At 73.8% G+C, this 16,643-nt stretch carries 14 protein-coding genes and 1 pseudogene; 8 read left to right on the forward strand and 7 right to left on the reverse strand.

Going from position 1 to position 16,643, the window contains the following annotated elements:
- Positions 1-30 precede the first annotated feature (30 nt).
- The gene (locus CHF15_RS32525; RefSeq protein WP_089227575.1) at positions 31-1,278 is read left to right on the forward strand and encodes a Tm-1-like ATP-binding domain-containing protein; all 1,248 of its coding nucleotides are present in this window, start codon (positions 31-33) and stop codon (positions 1,276-1,278) included.
- Positions 1,279-1,328: 50 nt separating this feature from the next.
- On the opposite strand, the gene CHF15_RS32530 is transcribed toward CHF15_RS32525, so the two are convergent.
- Positions 1,329-2,108: a CbtA family protein gene (locus CHF15_RS32530; protein WP_089227494.1), complete on the reverse strand. Its 780-nt coding sequence runs from the start codon at positions 2,106-2,108 to the stop codon at positions 1,329-1,331.
- Positions 2,109-2,124: 16 nt separating this feature from the next.
- Positions 2,125-2,346: a CbtB domain-containing protein gene (locus CHF15_RS32535; RefSeq protein WP_089227495.1), complete on the reverse strand. Its 222-nt coding sequence runs from the start codon at positions 2,344-2,346 to the stop codon at positions 2,125-2,127.
- 297 nt (positions 2,347-2,643) lie between these two features.
- Here CHF15_RS32535 and CHF15_RS32540 point away from each other — a divergent pair, with 297 nt between their 5' ends.
- From CHF15_RS32540 to CHF15_RS32560, 5 genes and pseudogenes are all read left to right on the forward strand, one after another.
- The gene (locus CHF15_RS32540) at positions 2,644-3,207 is read left to right on the forward strand and encodes a histidine phosphatase family protein (RefSeq protein ID WP_089227496.1); all 564 of its coding nucleotides are present in this window, start codon (positions 2,644-2,646) and stop codon (positions 3,205-3,207) included.
- A 156-nt stretch (positions 3,208-3,363) separates the two neighbouring features.
- Positions 3,364-4,379: pseudogene (locus tag CHF15_RS32545) on the forward strand (energy-coupling factor ABC transporter permease).
- A gap of 2 nt (positions 4,380-4,381) precedes the next feature.
- Entirely contained in the window at positions 4,382-5,143 is a 762-nt protein-coding gene (cbiQ, locus tag CHF15_RS32550; RefSeq protein ID WP_089227497.1) for a cobalt ECF transporter T component CbiQ, read from the forward strand.
- Positions 5,131-5,892 carry an energy-coupling factor ABC transporter ATP-binding protein gene (locus CHF15_RS32555; protein ID WP_245939158.1) on the forward strand — a complete coding sequence of 254 codons (762 nt, stop codon included), beginning with the start codon at positions 5,131-5,133 and terminating at the stop codon, positions 5,890-5,892. The genes cbiQ and CHF15_RS32555 overlap by 13 nt, the downstream gene beginning before the upstream one ends.
- 189 nt (positions 5,893-6,081) lie before the next feature.
- Complete coding sequence (locus CHF15_RS32560; protein WP_089227499.1) at positions 6,082-7,569, forward strand: cellulose-binding domain-containing protein; 1,488 nt, start codon at positions 6,082-6,084, stop codon at positions 7,567-7,569.
- 81 nt (positions 7,570-7,650) lie between these two features.
- Here the strand turns inward: CHF15_RS32560 and CHF15_RS32565 are convergent, their stop codons facing one another.
- From CHF15_RS32565 to CHF15_RS32580, 4 genes are all read right to left on the reverse strand, one after another.
- Positions 7,651-9,297: a glycosyl hydrolase family 18 protein gene (locus CHF15_RS32565; RefSeq protein WP_179280072.1), complete on the reverse strand. Its 1,647-nt coding sequence runs from the start codon at positions 9,295-9,297 to the stop codon at positions 7,651-7,653.
- A gap of 221 nt (positions 9,298-9,518) precedes the next feature.
- The gene (locus CHF15_RS32570; RefSeq protein ID WP_089227500.1) at positions 9,519-12,065 is read right to left on the reverse strand and encodes a SpoIIE family protein phosphatase; all 2,547 of its coding nucleotides are present in this window, start codon (positions 12,063-12,065) and stop codon (positions 9,519-9,521) included.
- Positions 12,066-12,387: 322 nt separating this feature from the next.
- Positions 12,388-13,209: an ABC transporter permease gene (locus tag CHF15_RS32575; protein ID WP_089227501.1), complete on the reverse strand. Its 822-nt coding sequence runs from the start codon at positions 13,207-13,209 to the stop codon at positions 12,388-12,390.
- Positions 13,206-14,195 carry an ATP-binding cassette domain-containing protein gene (locus CHF15_RS32580; RefSeq protein WP_089227577.1) on the reverse strand — a complete coding sequence of 330 codons (990 nt, stop codon included), beginning with the start codon at positions 14,193-14,195 and terminating at the stop codon, positions 13,206-13,208. Before CHF15_RS32580 ends, CHF15_RS32575 begins: the two co-directional genes overlap by 4 nt.
- Before the next feature lie 64 nt (positions 14,196-14,259).
- Here CHF15_RS32580 and CHF15_RS32585 point away from each other — a divergent pair, with 64 nt between their 5' ends.
- Together CHF15_RS32585 and CHF15_RS32590 are read left to right on the forward strand one after the other, a co-directional pair.
- Positions 14,260-15,012 carry a TetR/AcrR family transcriptional regulator gene (locus CHF15_RS32585; RefSeq protein WP_089227502.1) on the forward strand — a complete coding sequence of 251 codons (753 nt, stop codon included), beginning with the start codon at positions 14,260-14,262 and terminating at the stop codon, positions 15,010-15,012.
- A gap of 142 nt (positions 15,013-15,154) precedes the next feature.
- Positions 15,155-16,306, forward strand: a complete 1,152-nt coding sequence (locus CHF15_RS32590) for a magnesium and cobalt transport protein CorA (RefSeq protein WP_245939159.1) — start codon at positions 15,155-15,157, stop codon at positions 16,304-16,306.
- Between the two features lie 25 nt (positions 16,307-16,331).
- On the opposite strand, the gene CHF15_RS32595 is transcribed toward CHF15_RS32590, so the two are convergent.
- Positions 16,332-16,601 carry a DUF1876 domain-containing protein gene (locus CHF15_RS32595; RefSeq protein WP_018559126.1) on the reverse strand — a complete coding sequence of 90 codons (270 nt, stop codon included), beginning with the start codon at positions 16,599-16,601 and terminating at the stop codon, positions 16,332-16,334.
- Between the last annotated feature and the right edge of the window lie 42 nt (positions 16,602-16,643).

Genomic DNA, 16,643 nt, shown 5'->3' on the forward strand with positions numbered 1-16,643 from the left:
CTTCCGGCTCCGGCCCCAACACTGGTGTCCATGCCGGTGGTTGCGCTGCTGGGAACGCTGGACACCAAGGGCACGGAGTACGCCTGGCTGCGGGACCGCCTCCTGCGCGGCGGCGTCGAGGTCGTGCTGATCGACGCGGGCGTGGCCGGCGAGCCCCTCGTGGCCCCCGACATCCCCCGCTCCGTCGTGGCCTCCGCCGCGGGTGCGGACGCCGAACGGCTGCGCAGGGCGGGCGACCGCGGCGCCGCGGTGACGGTCATGGCCGAGGGGGCGGCCCGAGTCGTACGCCGGCTGCACGACGAGGGCAGGCTGCACGGCGTGCTGGCCATCGGCGGCAGCGGCGGCACCTCGATCGCCACCCGCGCGATGCGGGAGCTGCCGCTGGGTGTGCCGAAACTGATGGTCTCCTCGATGGCCGCGGGCGACGTCTCCGCGTACGTCGGCACGACCGACATCGCCATGATGTACAGCGTCGTCGACATCGCGGGCGTCAACCGGGTGTCGGCGCCCATCCTGGCGAACGCGGCCGACGCGATCGCCGGGATGGCCAGGGGCTTCGCCGGGACGCCCGCCCCGCCCGCCGGGGACCGGCCGCTGGTGGCCGCGAGCATGGCGGGGGTGACGACCCCCGGGGTCGACGCCGCCCGGGCGCGGCTCACCGAACTCGGCTACGAGGTGCTGGTCTTCCACTCCGTGGGCTCCGGCGGCCGCTCCCTGGAGTCGCTCGCCGGGGAGGGCACGTTCAGCGGGGTGCTCGACCTGACGCTCAGCGAGCTCGCCGACGAACTGGTGGGCGGTGCCTTCGGCGCGGGGCCCGACCGGCTGCGCGCCGCGGGCCGCGCGGGGCTGCCGCAGGTGGTGAGCCCGGGGGCGCTCGACATGGTCAAGTTCGGCCCGCTCGCCTCGCTGCCGGACCGCTTCCGGGCCCGTCACGTCCACGTCCACAACCCCTCGGTGACCGTGATCCGCACCTCCGCCGCCGAGTGCGCCGAACTCGGCCGCCAGGTCGCCGCGAAACTGCGCGCGGCCACCGGCCCGGTCACGCTCCTGCTGCCGCTGCGCGGGCTGTCCACCCTCGGTGCGCCGGGCGGGCTCTACCACGACCGGGCGGTGGACGAGGTGCTGTTCCGCACCCTCCGCGAGGAGCTGCGCGGCAGCCGGGTGGAGGTCGCCGAACACGACACGCACCTCAACGACCCGGCCTTCGGCCGCGCCGCGGCGGAGCGGCTGCACGCGCTCATCTCCTCCGCACACGCGACCGCCCGCACGACGCGCTGAGCGTCGTACGGGCGGTCGTCCGTACGGTACGGCGGGCCCGGCCCGAGGCCCTAGACGGAGGCCGCCGTGCCCGCGCCCACGGAGCCGCGCCCCGCGGAGGCGGCGGCCTGGGCCGGTTCCAGCAGGCGTCCGGCCAGGTGGCCGAAGACCAGCCCGAAGGAGGTCCACAGCGTCAGCTGGATCGCCAGCGCCGCCAGACGGAACTGCCACAGCAGCCCCGCCGGGAAGTGCTCCGGCACCTCGTTGATCCCGGGCAGGAGCGCGTACGCGAGCCCCACGGTCACGACGAGGAAGACGCCGGCGGCCACGGTCGCGTACCAGTTGCCCAGGCGCGGCGCGAGGCGCCTGCCGAGGATCACGGTGGCGATCGCGAGCAGCACGCTGAGCAGCATCATCAGGAAGTACAGCGTGGTGCGTTCGCCGATGGTGTCGGGGTCGCCGACGGCCGGCGGGTTGGCGGGGTACTTCAGGAAGGGCACGACGTAGACCGCGACGAGCGCCGCGGCCGACAGCAGCATCGCCGTGGGCCGGGCGCCGAAGCGGCCGATCCGCCCGAGGGCGAAGCAGTAGGCGAGGGCGGCGATGCCGCCCAGCGCCACGCCGTACACGAGGAGGCCGGTGGCCAGGCCGGCGGTGGACTGCAGGGCACGGCTGACCGGTTCGGCGCCGCCGTGCTCGTGGGCGTGCGACTCCTCGAACGCGATGGCGGCGTCGACCCGGGACTCGCCCAGCAGGTAGGCGACGACCAGGGCGAGCGCGCCGGCGGCGAGGCCGGCCAGCATGCCCCGCACCAGCAGTTGTCTGACGGTGACGGAGTTGACGGGGTTCATCGGTGCGGCACCCCTGTCAGTGGCAGGGGAAGCCGAGCAGGTGGCGCCCGTCGTGCAGCCACTCGTGGACGTTCTCACCGGACATGAGGGACGTGGCCCCCTGCTCGGCACCCACGAAGTAGAGCAGGACCAGCATCAGGACGCCGAAGAAGACCGCCCAGGGCAGGATCGCCCTGATCGGCAGCGTCACGGGGGTGGCGGAAGGGGCGATGGCCGGTGAGGCGGCGGAGTGCGCCATGGCATGACCTCCTGGTGGGAACTCGCGTCCCGGTCGGTGGAGCTCTGTCGGACGACTGCGGGTCTGACTCGCCTGGCGCTGGGCTGGGCTTACAGTGGCGCGACCGTGCCGGATTTGCACCGGACTTCCGCCGTGTCGTCGTGAATGTCGTCGTGACGGTACCGCGATCCGGTGATCCGGCCAAGGGCGCGCGTTCACGCCCCGGCATGCGCGGGAGCCGATTCGGTGCGGCCGGCAGGCCGGGAGTGGGGCGGCAGTTGGCGATTCCACGGGATCGCCGGAGGGCGAGGAGGGTGCATGACGACCCGGGTGACGTTGATCTCACCGGTGGTGAACGCGGCGCTGCGCGAGGCGCGTTTCGACGACGACGTGCCGCCGGACGCGCACGCGCTCGGCACCGCCCGCGCGTTGGCCGGTTCGCTGCCCTCCGCGGGACCGGTGTCCGTCTCGCCCACGGTTCGCTGCCGCGCGACCGCGCAGGCGCTCGGCCTGGCCGCCGAGGAGACGGCGCCCGCGGGCTGGGCACTGGGCCGCTGGCGGGGACGCACCCTGGCCGAGGTGAGCGCCGAGGAGCCGGAGGCGGTGGCCGCCTGGCTCTCCGACCCGGACGCCGCGCCGCACGACGCCGAGTCGCTGCGCGAGCTGTGCGCCCGCGCCGGCGGCTGGCTCGACGGGCTCGCCGCCACACCGGGCCGGGTGCTCGCCGTCGTCGAACCGGAGATCGTCCGGGCCTGCGCGGTACGGGCCCTGGGCGCGCCCGAGGCGTCCTTCTGGCGGATCGACGTGCCCCCGCTGACGGCGACGGAATTCAGCGGGCGGTCCGGACGCTGGAATCTGCGGGCGGGGCGCCCGCTGGGCTGACCGGGAACCGGAAGCGCGGATGAAGCGGGGATGAAGCGCGAACGGATATACGCGGGGGATGCGCTCCAGCATCAGACAGGCTCTTGCAAGTCAGTCGCAATAGGACTCTATGATTGAGCGTTCGACTTCCGATGCGACCCCGGAGCGGAGCTCTCCATGCATGTACCCGACGGATTCATCGACGCCCCGGTGTCGGTGGCGGCCGGTGCCGTCGCGGCCGCAGCCGTGGCCGTGAGCCTGCGCGGTGCGCGACGCGAACTGGACGAGCGCACCGCGCCGCTGGCGGGACTCGTCTCGGCGTTCATCTTCGCCGTCCAGATGCTCAACTTCCCGGTGGCCGCCGGCACCAGTGGTCACCTCCTCGGCGGCGCACTCGCGGCGATACTCGTCGGCCCCTACACAGGGGTGTTGTGCGTGTCCGTCGTCCTGCTCATCCAGGGCGTGCTCTTCGCCGACGGCGGCCTCACCGCCCTCGGCGTGAACATCACCGACATGGCGATCGTGACCGTGGTCGTCGCCTACGCCCTCTTCCGCGCGCTGGTCAAGGTGCTGCCGAACGGGCGCGGCGGGGTGACAAGCGCGGCCTTCGTCGCGGCCCTGGTCTCCGTCCCGGCCGCGGCGGTCGCCTTCACCGGGATCTACGCGCTGGGCGGGACGACCGACGTCGCGCTCGGCAAGGTCTTCACCGCCATGGTCGGCGTGCACGTCCTGATCGGCATCGGTGAGGCGGTGATCACCGCCGCGACGGTGGGCGCCGTCATCGCCGTCCGCCCCGACCTCGTCCACGGCGCCCGTGACCTGCGCCGCCCGCTGGAGCTCAAGGAGGCGACCGTCTGATGGCGGCCGTGACCGACACCCCGAAGCGCGGCGGCATACGGCCGCTGTGGATCGCCGGCCTGATCGCCGCCCTGGTGCTCGCCGGATTCGTCAGCTACTACGCCTCGGCCAGCCCGGACGGACTGGAGAAGGTCGCCGCCGACCACGGCATCGACAAGAGGACCGAGGACCACGCGGCCAAGGACTCCCCGCTGGCGGACTACCAGACCAAGGACGTCGGCGACGCCCGGCTCTCCGGCGGCCTCGCCGGCGTGATCGGCGTCGGCGCCACCCTCGCGCTCGGCACCGGCGTCTTCTGGGTCGTCCGCCGCCGTCCGCGCGCGGACGAGGGCTGACCGTGGGCGCTGGGCACGCACACCGGCTCTACCGGCACGGGCATTCACCGGTGCACGCACTGCCCCCGCAGTGCAAGCTCGCAGCGGTCTTCTGCTTCGTCCTCGTCGTCGTGTCCACACCGCGCTCCGCGGTGTGGGCCTTCGGCCTGTACGCGGTGCTGCTGGCCACGGTCGCCGCCGTGGCGCGCGTCCCGGCCGGCTTCCTGCTGCGGCGATTGCTGATCGAGGTGCCCTTCGTCGCCTTCGCCGTCCTCATGCCGTTCGTCGCCGAGGGCCCGCGCACCGAGGTGCTGGGCCTGTCCCTGAGCGTGCACGGCCTGTGGGGCGCCTGGAACATCCTCGCCAAGGGCACCCTGGGCGTCGCCGCCTCCGTGCTGCTGGCCTCCACCACCGAGCTGCGCGAACTCCTGCTCGGCCTGCAGCGGTTGCGGCTGCCGGCGCTGCTGGTGCAGATCGCCTCGTTCATGATCCGGTACGGGGACGTCATCACCGACGAGATGCGCCGGATGCGCGTCGCCCGCGCCTCGCGCGGCTTCGAGGCGCGCGGCCCGCGCCACTGGGGCGTGCTCGCCAAGTCCGCGGGCGCCCTGTTCATCCGCTCCTACGAGCGCGGCGAACGCGTCCACCTGGCGATGGTCAGCCGCGGCTACGCCGGCAGCATGCCGGTGATCGACGACGTGACGGCCTCGCGTGCCCAGTGGTCGTACGCCGCCGTGCTCCCGGCCGCCGCACTGCTGGTCTGTCTGATGGGATGGTTCCTGTGACTGCTTCGCTCGAGGTCAAAGGCCTCGCCTACGCCTATCCCGACGGCCACCAGGCCCTGTTCGGCGTCGACCTGGCCATCGCCCGCGGCGAGCGGGTCGCCCTCCTCGGCCCCAACGGCGCCGGCAAGACCACCCTCGTGCTGCACCTCAACGGCATCCTCGAGGCCGGGGCGGGCTCGGTGACCGTCGCCGGGCTCCCGGTCGGCGACCGCAAGCACGTTGCGGAGGTCAGGCGCCGGGTCGGCATCGTCTTCCAGGACCCGGACGACCAGCTCTTCATGCCCACCGTCCGCGAGGACGTCGCCTTCGGCCCGGCCGCCGCCGGTCTGCGCGGCGCCGAACTGGAGGCCTGCGTCCGCAAGGCGCTGGAACGGGTCGGCATGGCGGAGTTCGCCGACCGGCCGCCGCACCACCTGTCGTTCGGCCAGCGGCGCCGCGTGGCGGTGGCGACCGTCCTCGCCATGGAGCCCGAGATCCTCGTCCTGGACGAGCCCTCCTCCAACCTGGACCCCGCCTCCCGCCGCGAACTCGCCGACATCCTGCGCTCCCTGGACGTCACGGTGCTGATGGTCACCCACGACCTGCCGTACGCCCTGGAGCTGTGCCCGCGCTCGGTCGTCCTCAGCGGCGGCACCGTCGTCGCCGACGGCCGCACCCAGGAACTCCTCTCCGACGACGCCCTGATGCGCGCCCACCGCCTGGAGCTCCCGTACGGCTTCGACCCCCGCTCGGTCACCGTCCGCGGCTGATCCCCGGGCGTCGAACCGCTCCGCGGCGTTCACGGCCGCGCAGCAGCGCACAGCCGTGCTCACGCCCCAACTCCCCTTTCGGCAAACGAAGTCACGCCTTGCTACTTGTGTGGAAACCGTGAAAGGCTCCCGGCACCACAAGGCGCAGGCGCATCCGCCTCCCGACGCCGAAGGTTGGTTCACCGCCCGATGACTGCCGCAGCCCCGGTCCCCGAGGCCGTACCGCTGTCCGAGTACTGGGCGGAAGCGCTGTGCTTCGCCCAGCTGTGCACACTCTCCCCCGAGGACGGCGGGCGCCTGGCCGCCGACGCGTTCGAACGCGGCCTGGACCAGGTGCCCGACGTGATGGACCCCGCGTTCGCACCGGGACCGCTGCCGCTGCCCCTCCTGCCGCTGCTGCTGACCGTCGTACGGGACACCGCCGCGGACTGGCAGGCCCGGGGCGAGGGGGACAGCCTGCATCCGGAGTTCCGCATCTGGCTCAACGCGGAACGCGCCGCACGCCGGGGCAGGGCACCGCGCCCGGAGCCGCTGGCCCTGCGCGGGCTGCGGGACATGGCGGAGGCGGACGCGGCACTGCTGTGGTCCACCGAGGTCGAGTGCCGCCCCGTGGCCGTGACCGCCCGCTTCCTGGGCGTCGACGCCGCCGCAGCGGAACGGGAGATCGACCGGGCCCGCGAGGACTTCCGGGACCGCTGCCTGCGCGCCCACCAGGAGGAACCGCCCTCCGACGAGTGCCAGGGGTACGCCCGGCTGCTGGACGCGGCCACCCGGATGCCCGTCGAGGCGGCGCCCGAGGACCTGCGCCGGCACCTGCGCGGGTGCGCCGACTGCGCGCGGGCCGCCGTGTGCCTGACCCCGTTCGGCGGCGGCCCGGCGGAGGCGCTGGCCGAAGGGGTGCTGGGCTGGGCCGGTCCCGCCTACCTGGAGGCCCGGCGCCGGGCGGCCGGACGGGGAGCCGTTCCACCCCGGCCGTCGCGGCGTGCCGTCCGCGCCGCCCGCACGGCGCGGACGCGGACCGGGACACCCCGCGGCAGGGCCGCCGTGACCGCGGCCGTCGCGGCGCTGGCCGCCGTGGTCTGCGTGACGGTCCTGGTCACCGCCGACGACTCCGCCCCCCGGTCCGCCCAGGCCGCGCCGACGGCGCAGGGCGGCAACGACGGCGCCGCCCCGGACGGTCCCGGATTCCCCCCGCTGCGCTCACCGGGCGCGTCCGGCGCCTCCGGGGCTCCCGAACCCTCCGGGAGCGCGCCGTTCCCCGAGGAGATCGTGCCCTCGGCCGCCGAGCACACCATCCCCGCCGCCCGCCGCACGCCGTCCTCCGCCGCGCCGCCCGCGCGGGACGCGCCGGTGAAGGCGCCGCCGTCCTGCACGATCGCCTACGAGGTGACCAACCGGTGGTACGACGGCTTCCAGGCCTCGGTCACCCTGACGTCCCGCAAGGACATCCACGACTGGACGGTCGGCTGGCGGTACTCCGACGGCCGGCGGGTGACGCAGATGTGGGACGCCGACTTCTTCCAGCGCGGCGGGACGGTCATCGCCCGGGCCAAGGACTACAACCGGTCGGTGCGGGCGGGCGAATCGGTCACCTTCGGCCTGGTCGGCACCCGGTACGGAGCCACCTCCCCGCCCTCGGGCTTCACCCTCGACGGCGCGCCCTGCGCCACCGGCTGACGCGCCCCGGACACGACCGGGCCGGAGGAGCGGTGGCGAACCCGCCCCTCCGGCCCGTCGTACGGCCGTGCTCCCGACTGCCTAGCTCAGACCGTTGTTGATCGCGGTGACCAGCTCACCGTTGCCGGTGTCGCCGCTGAACTCCCAGAAGAACGCGCCGCCGAGGCCCTGGTTCTTCACGTAGGCCATCTTCCCCGCGATGGTCGCCGGGGTGTCGTAGCTCCACCAGTTGTTGCCGCAGTGCGCGTACGCGGTGCCCGCGACGGTGCCGGTGGCCGGGCAGGTGTTCTTGAGGACCTTGTAGTCCTCGTTGCCCGCCTCGTAGGTGCCCGGAGCTGCACCGGTCGCGGAGCCGCCCGGCGCGGACTGGGTGACGCCGGTCCAGCCGCGGCCGTAGAAGCCGATGCCCAGGTTGAGCTTGTTCGACGGGATGCCCTTGCTCTTCAGCTTCTGGATCGCCGCGTCGGAGTAGAAGCCGGCGATCGGGATGCCGCTGTAGGAGGTGAGCGGGGAGTGCGGGGCGGTCGGGCCGTCCGCGTCGAAGGCGCCGAAGTAGTCGTACGTCATCACGTTGTAGTAGTTCACGTACTGGGCGGCGCCCGCGTAGTCGGCGGCGTCGATCTTGCCGCCGTTGGTGCCGTCGGCGGTGATGGCCGCGGTGACCAGGTTGTTGGAGCCGAACCTGGTCCGCAGCGCGGACATCAGCGTCTTGAAGGACGAGGCCCCGCTGGTGTCGCAGGACAGACCGCAGGCGTTGGGGTACTCCCAGTCGATGTCGATGCCGTCGAAGACGTCGGCCCAGCGCGGGTCCTCGACCAGGTTGTAGCAGGAGTTGGCGAAGGCGGTCGGGTTGGCGGCCGCCTGGCCGAAGCCGCCGGACCAGGTCCAGCCGCCGAACGACCAGAGGATCTTGATGTTCGGGTACTGCTTCTTCAGCTTGCGCAGCTGGTTGAAGCTGCCCCGCAGGGCGCCGGTGTCCCAGGTGTCGGCGACGCCGTCGACGCTCTGGTCGGCGGTGTAGGCCTTGTCGTAGTCGGCGTAGGAGTCGCCGATCGTGCACTGGCCGTTGGTGACGTTGCCGAAGGCGTAGTTGATGTGGGTCAGCTTGCTCGCCGACCCGGAGGTGACCAGGTTCTTGACGTGGTAGTTGCGGCCGTAGACGCCCCACTCGGCGAAGTAGCCGAGGCGGATCTTGCTCCCCGCGGGGCCGGTGGGGGTCGGCGTCGGGGTCGGCGTGGGCGTGGGCGTGGGGGTCGGGGTGGGCGTGGGCGTGGGCGTCGGGTCACCGCCGCCACCGCCGGTGCAGGAGCCGCCATTGAGCTTGCAGCCGCTCGGGCTTCCGCTGCCGGAGCCGTTGAAGCCGAAGCTGATGCTGGCGCCCGGGGCCAGCGTGCCGTTCCAGCTCTTGTTCTTGGCGGTCCAGTGGGTGCCGGAGCCGGTGACGTCGGCGTCCCACGCCGAGGTCACCGCCGTGCCGGAGGGGAAGTCCCACTCGACGGTCCAGCTGCTGATGGGCGACGAACCGCCGTTGGTGACCGTCCACTTGCCCTCGAACCCCGTGCCCCAGTCCTGGGTCTTGGTGTACGTGGCGGTGGTACCCGCGGCATGGGCCGGCGTGGCCAGGCCGACGAGCGCCGCGAACGGGAGCAGCAGCGCGGTGAGTCCCGCGGCGGCTGTGGTCCTGATGCGTCTGGTGCGTGGAGTGCGGGGGGTGTCTCCAGTGCTCAAGGGGTGCTCCTCGAGTGGGGGGCCGACGGGGAAACCAGTGCCGCCTGGCGGGCGATTGACTCGTGTCATGCCCACCACAGTTCCCTGGCAGAGTAGAAAGGTCTGGACCAGATGGTCAATAGGTCTGGACCATCTCGGCCTCACGGCCCGCAGCACGACGCCCCGGCGACGGCGCCGGGGCGTACGGGTGAACGAAGGAGCGCGAGCGGTGGCGTCCGGCGTCAGGCCGGTCCGCCCATGGTGACCGCGTCGAAGCCGATGCCGATGTCGACCCCGACGCCGGGAGCGTGCCCGTCGAGGAACTGCTCGGCCCAGATGATCTTCCCGTCGTCGGTGTAGCGGGTGCCCCACCGCTGGGCGAACTGCGAGATCAGGAAGAGTCCGCGACCGCCCTCGTCCGTCGTACGGGGGTGCCGCAGGTGCGGCGAGGTGCTGCTGGCGTCGGAGACCTCGCAGATCAGCGCACGCTCCAGGATCAGCCGGAGGCGGATCGGACCGGAACCGTGCCGGATCGCGTTGGTGACCAGCTCGCTGACGACCAGTTCGGTGGTGAACGCCAGGTCGCCCAGACCCCAGTCCTCCAGCTGCCGGGTCGACAGCTCGCGGGCCCGGCCGACGACCGCGGGGTCGGTGGCCAGGTCCCAGGAGGCGACCCGGCCGATGTCCAGGCACCGGGTCCTGGCCAGCAGCAGCGCCACGTCGTCGTGCGGGCGGGCCGGGGCCAGCTCGTCGACGACGCCGCGGCACAGCGCGTCCAGCGACGCCTCCTCGGCCTCCAGGGCCGCCCGCAGCCGGCCCCGCCCGCTGTCCTGCCCCTCGTCCACGCCCTCCACCGGGGCGACCAGGCCGTCGGTGTACAGCGCGAGGACGCTGCCCTCCTCCATCTGCAACTCGGTGGCCTCGAAGGGCAGTCCGCCCAGGCCCAGCGCGGGACCGATGGGCAGCTCGGGGAAGTGGACGGCCTCCGCGCCGTCGGCCCCGCACCGCTCGCCGGAGGGCCGGAGCACGGCGGGCGGCAGGTGCCCGGCACTGGCCATGACGCAGTGCCTGCTGACCGGGTCGTACGTCACGTACAGGCAGCTCGACCCCAGCGCGCTGCCGCCGACCCCGACCGTCGCGGACTCCCCGGCCTCCCGCGAGACCTGCACGACCAGGTCGTCCAGGTGCGCCAGCAACTCCTCCGGCGGCAGGTCGAGGTCGGCCAGGGTCCGCACCGCCGTGCGCAACTGGCCCATCGTCGCGGCGGCCTCGATGCCGTGGCCCACCACCTCTCCCACCACCAGCGCGATGCGTGCCCCGGACAGCGGGATGACGTCGAACCAGTCGCCCCCCACGCCCGACAGCTCGTCCGCCGGCCGGTAGTAGGTGGCGACCTCCACCGCGTCCTGCGGGGGGAAGGCGTGCGGCAGCAGACTGCGCTGGAGCACGAGGGCCGCGTCCCGCTCACGGGTGTAGCGGCGCGCGTTGTCCAGGCAGACCGCGGCCCTGGCCACGACCTCCTCCGCCAGGCGCAGGTCCTCCCCGTCGAAGGGGTCGGCGCGGCGCACCCGGAAGAAGAGGGTCACGCCGAGGGTGACCCCGCGGGCGCGGATCGGCACCACCATCGCCGTGTGCATCCCGAGTTCGCCGAAGTGGAGCGCCCTGGTGCCGGCCGGACCGGCGGCCCACTCCAGCCCCAGCGGATCCAGCCGGGAGCTGATCCAGGAGGTGCCGTCGGTCAGGGACCGGATCGGCGGGGTGTCCTCCAGGTAGGCGGAGACCGCCCCGATGCCGAACGCGGGCTCGGGCTCGCCCACCCGCGCCGACCGCATCCCGGCGCGGCGCAGCGGCACGGTGACCGCGTCGCCCAGCGGACCGGCCTGCGGCTCCGCCCCCTTGATGACCGACTCCAGCAGCTCGACGGCCACGTAGTCGGCGAGGTCGGGCACGACCACGTCCGCCAGGTCCTGCGCGGTGTGCATCACGTCCAGGGTGCGGCCGATGTGCTCACTGGCCCGGTCAAGCAGCGACAGCCGCTTCCGGGCCCGCCAGCGGTCGCTGATGTCGACCACGGAGTAGCAGACGCCCACCGGGACGCCGCGCTCGTCCTCCAGCCGCACGAAGGACATCGAATGGGCCTGCTCGCGGCGCGGGTCGGTGCGGAAGCGCCCCACGTGCTCGTAGTCGATCACCGGCACGCCCGTCTCCAGGACCTGGCGCATCTGCGCCTCCAGGACCGTGGCGTTCAGGCCCGGCTGGATCTCCGCGAGCCGCCGCCCCAGCCGCCCCTGGGAGGGACCGCCGCCGAAGCGCTCCAGTGCCGCGTTCGACCAGACGCAGCGCAGTTCGGTGTCGACCACGGCCAGCCCGATCGGCGTCTGGCCGACGATCCGCTCCATCATCGCCGGGGTCATCCCCGACGCCGCCGAGCGGGCGGTGCTGCGGGACTCCGCCGCCAGGACCATCCAGCGGGCGGACGAACCGCCGATGCCCTCAGGGAGCCCGGCCACCCGTACACCCAGCGTGACCCTCATGCCGTCGTCGCGGCGGAGCCGCAGCACCCCCGTCCAGCCGCCCTCGGTGGCGCAGCGCTCGGCGATCTCCGGCGGCCGCGCCGCGTCCTCCGGGGCGAGCAGGTCCACCGCGCGGGTGCCGATGACATCCACCGCGCGCCGGCCCAGCAGCCGCTCGGCGGCGGGGGGCCAGGTCAGCAGGCACCCATGGGCGTCGAGGAGCAACGTGACGGCGTCCGCCACGCCCGCGTCCACGCGTTCCTCGGGAGTCCCCATGGCCAGCCACTCCGTATCCGCCCGCACGTTACGCTCCGCTCACCCTCTTCTTGTTCTTCCCACTCGGCGGACGCCGCTCACGGGGTCACGGGAAGCGGTGGAGCGGACCTGCCGTCTGCCGGGGCTCGCGGCCTGCGCGGGAGGGACGGGCGGGCGGCTTCGGGAGCGTGCCCGGCGGGGACGGGTTCTCGGGGCGGGCGGCGGCCCCCTCGGGGGCGGGCGCTGCCAGGGGAAACCGGCCGAACGGCACCGGGACGTCCATCGAGACCTCCGGAGTACGGCCCCCGTGTCCCCCGCGCATCAGGTTACTCGTCGGCCCCGGTCAGCGCCCCCCACGTGCGTACCGCCGTACCGCCGACGGGACGAAGACCGCGAGCAGCACCAGCGACCAGCCCACCGAGGCCGCGACCGGATGGGCCATGGGCCAGGCCGCGCCCGGAACGTCGGCGAGTCCGGCGGCCGGTCCGCCGAAGAGCCCGCGGCAGGCGGCGGCCACCGCGCTGAGCGGATTCCACTCGGCGACGGCGCGCAGCCAGCCGGTCATACCGGAGGTGGGAACGTAGGCGCCGGAGACCAGTTGCAGCACGAAGGTCGCGCTCCCGAGTTGCGCCGCCGCCTCCTCGTCGCGGAGCAGCAGCCCCAGGTGGATCCCGGCCCAGCAGGTGGCGAAGCGGAAGAGCAGCAGCAGGCCGTACGCGCCCAGCACCGGGCCCGCGCCCGCCTCCACGCGCCAGCCCACGGCCCACCCCACCAGGGCGAGCGGTATCAGCCCGGCGGCGGTGACCAGCACATCGGCGGCCGCCTGCCCGAGCGGCACCGCGGCCCTGCTGATCGGCAGGGTGCGGAAGCGGTCGGCCACCCCGCGCTGCGCGTCCTGCGCGGCCTGCATCATCCCGGTCATGAGCCCGCCGGCGGCGACGGCGGTGAACAGCCCGGGCAGCAGGTAGGAGCGGTACCCGCCGTCCCCGGGGAGGGTGAGCGCGCTGCCGAAGACATAGCCGAAGAAGAGCAGCAGGATCAGCGGCATCGCCTGGGTCAGCACGAACAGTCCCGGAGCCCGGCGCACCCGCAGCAGATGGCGGCCGAGCAGCGCCAGCCCGTCGGCCAGGGCGCCTCCGTCCCCTCGTCGCGCGAGCGCGGTCATGCGGCCTCCTCCTTCGCGGGGGCGGCGGACGGCGCCGGGAGCGGTGGCGCGCCGGCGCCGGTCAGCCGGTGGAACACCTCGTCGAGGGTGGGCGGGCGCAGGCTCGCGTCCACCAGCGGGACACCGGCGGCGTCCAGGGCGAGCACGATGCGCGGCAACGTGAGCGCCTGGTCCTCGCTCACCACGCCGACCGTGCGCCGCCCGTGGTCCAGCACCGGCTCGGCGCCCGTCAGCGACCGCAGGACGACGGCCGCGCCGGCCACCGCGCCGGCCTCGCCCACCACGACCTCCGCGGAGGAGCCGATGCGGGCCTTGAGCTCGGCCGGGGTGCCGCGGGCGGTGACCCGGCCCCCGTCCACCAGGGCGATGTCGTCGGCCAGCCGGTCGGCCTCCTCCAGGTACTGGGTCGTCAGCAGCACCGTCGTGCCCTCGTCGGCGAGCGCGCGCACCGCCCGCCAGACACCCTCCCGCGCGACCGGGTCGAGTCCGGTGGTGGGCTCGTCGAGGAAGAGCACCCGGGGCCGGGCGAGGAGGCTCACCGCGAGGTCGAGGCGCCGCCGCATCCCGCCGGAGTAGCCGCGCACCGGCCGGTCGGCGGCCTCCTCCAGACCGGCCCCGGCGAGGAGTTCGTCCACCCGTGCCCGCCCGGGGGCGCCGCGCAGCCGTTGCAGCCGGGCGAACAGCCGCAGGTTCTCCCGGCCGGACAGCTCCTCGTCCAGGGAGGCCTCCTGGCCGGTGACGCCGATGGCACGGCGCACCGCGGCCGGCTCCCGCACCACGTCGTGCCCGGCGACCCGCGCGGTGCCCGCGTCGGGGGCGAGCAGCGTGGTCAGCAGCCGCACGGCCGTGGTCTTCCCCGCCCCGTTCGGCCCGAGGAGCCCGCAGACGCGCCCCGCCGGCACCGCCAGGTCCAGCCCCCGCAGGGCTCGCACCTCGCCGAAGCCCTTCTCCAGACCCTCACTCAGTACAGCGTACGTGGTTTCCATGTGCAGCACCATACCCCACTACGTACGCCGTACGTAACTACCATGGTGGACGAGGTGATGATCGATGCCAGCCAGCACCGGGCGACCCGCCGCCCCCGAGGTGATCTGGACCCGTCCGGAACGGGCGGCCAGGGGCCCGAGGCCCGCCCACAACCGCGCCGAGATCGCGGCGGCCGCGGTGCGGATCGCCGACGCCGAGGGCATCGACGCGGTGTCGATGCGGCGCGTGGCGGCCGAGGTCGGCGCGGGCACGATGTCGCTCTACAACTACGTCCCCCGCAAGGAGGACCTCCACGAGCTGATGGTCGACGCCGTCACCGGCGAGTACGAGCTCCCGGAGGAGCCCTCCGGCGACTGGCGCGCCGACCTGCTGGCCCTGGCCAGGGCCAGCCGCGACCTGCTGCGCCGCCATCCGTGGGTGCCGCGGCTGTACACCTCCGTCCACGGCTTCAGCCCCAACGGCCTGCGCTACCTGGAGCACTGCCTCGCCGCCCTGGAGGGCCTGGACGAGGACGACGCCACCAAGATGGAACTGCTCGCGGTGGTCCACGGCGCCGTCATGACGTACGTGGGCAACGAGGTGGCAACGCAGGAGCGCAGCCGCGCGCTGCCGTGGACGCCGCTGGAGGAACAGGCCGCGCGCATGGCCTACCTGACGGACCGGGTCGGCGGGGGTGCGTACCCGCGCCTGGCCGCGGCGCTGGCGAACGCGGGCCCGGCCGTCGACCTGGACGCCTACTTCGAGCGCACGATCGGCCGGATCCTGGACGCCTACGGGCGCGGCGGCCCGCGCGAGGACCGGGGCGGCGACGCCTGACCCCGCGACTGGAAGGCGGCCGGGCCCGGGACCGGGCGCCGGTCCGGGTGAGGTGCGGCCGTTACCCGGCGGGCTCGGGCTACCCTGCTCGCAAGGCCCGAAAGAGGGGGTGCTGCCGGTGTCCGGGCGTCGACTGCGAGCCTTGCGCGCACTGAGCAACTCGGCGAGGGAAAGGGCGAGGACGGCCCGTCCGCCCCGGCCCTCCGCGCCGCCCGCCGGGGAGGGCGAAGCCTCCCTGGAGCCGAGGATCGCGGACACCGCGGTCACCGGCGTGAGCAGCGTGATGGACGCGGCCCTCTACCGCGACGGCCGGCGTATCGCGACGCCCTCCTCGCTCGCCGAGGCGTACGCCCAGCTGCGCGCGGAGCCGGGCGCGATGGCGTGGATCGGGCTCTACCGGCCGAGCGAGGCCGAGCTGGTCTCGCTGGCGAAGGAGTTCGACCTCCACCCGCTGGCCCTGGAGGACGCGATCCAGGCCCACCAGCGCCCCAAGCTGGAGCGCTACGGCGAGACCCTCTTCGTCGTCCTGCGCGCCGCCCGCTACCTCGACGCCCCGGAGGAGGTCGACTTCGCGGAGCTGCACATCTTCGTCGGCCCCGGTTTCGTCCTGACCGTCCGCCACGGGGCGGCCCCCGACCTGTCCGCCGTGCGGCGCCGCATGGAGAGCAACCCGGAGCTGCTGACGCTCGGGCCCGAGGCGGTGCTCTACGCGATACTCGACACGGTCGTCGACGGCTACGCACCGGTCGTCGCGGGGGTCGAGAAGGACATGGAGGAGAGCGAGATCCAGGTCTTCGGCGGCGACCCCCAGGTCTCCCGCCGGATCTACGAGCTCTCCCAGGAGGTGCTGGAGTTCCAGCGCGCCACCCGCCCGCTCGTCCCCATGCTGGACGGCCTGCAGGCGGGCTTCGTGAAGTACGGCACGGACGAGGAACTGCAGCGCTACCTGCGCGACGTGGCCGACCACGTCACGCACACCATCGAGCGCGTGGACGGCTTCCGGCAGGCGCTCGGCGACCTGCTCACCCTCAACGCGACCCTCGTCGCGCAGCAGCAGAACGCCGAGATGCGGGCGCTGGCGGAGGCGGGCTTCGAGCAGAACGAGGAGATCAAGAAGATCTCCGCCTGGGCCGCCATCCTCTTCGCGCCCACGCTCGTCGGCACGATCTACGGCATGAACTTCGACCACATGCCCGAGCTGCACTGGCTGCTCGGCTACCCCTTCGCGATCATGCTGATGGGCGTGGTCTGCGTCAGCCTCTACCTGGTCTTCAAACGGCGCGGCTGGCTGTGAGGGCGCGCAGCCGGGCGCGCCCGGCTCAGATCCTGGGATGCGCGGGCACCCGGGTGACCTCCTCGATCTCGTGCGCCGCCTTGCCGAGGAGCTGACGGGCGAGGTCGTTGAGCGCCCTGGCCGCCGCCAGTTCCTCGCCGACCCGTTCCTGCTCGGGGTCGGAGGGGTGCCGGTTGGCGTGACCGTGCGACCTGACCTCAGTGCCGTCCGGGAGGCGGAGCAGCGCGGCGGCCTTCGTCCGCGCGCCGTCCTCCCGGAAGTCCATCTCGATGTGCCATCCGACGAGGGTCTGCATGACGGAACACCTCCAGCGGTCCCGGTGGTCTCCTTCCAGCGT

Source organism: Actinacidiphila glaucinigra, from assembly GCF_900188405.1.
Classification (GTDB): domain Bacteria; phylum Actinomycetota; class Actinomycetes; order Streptomycetales; family Streptomycetaceae; genus Actinacidiphila; species Actinacidiphila glaucinigra.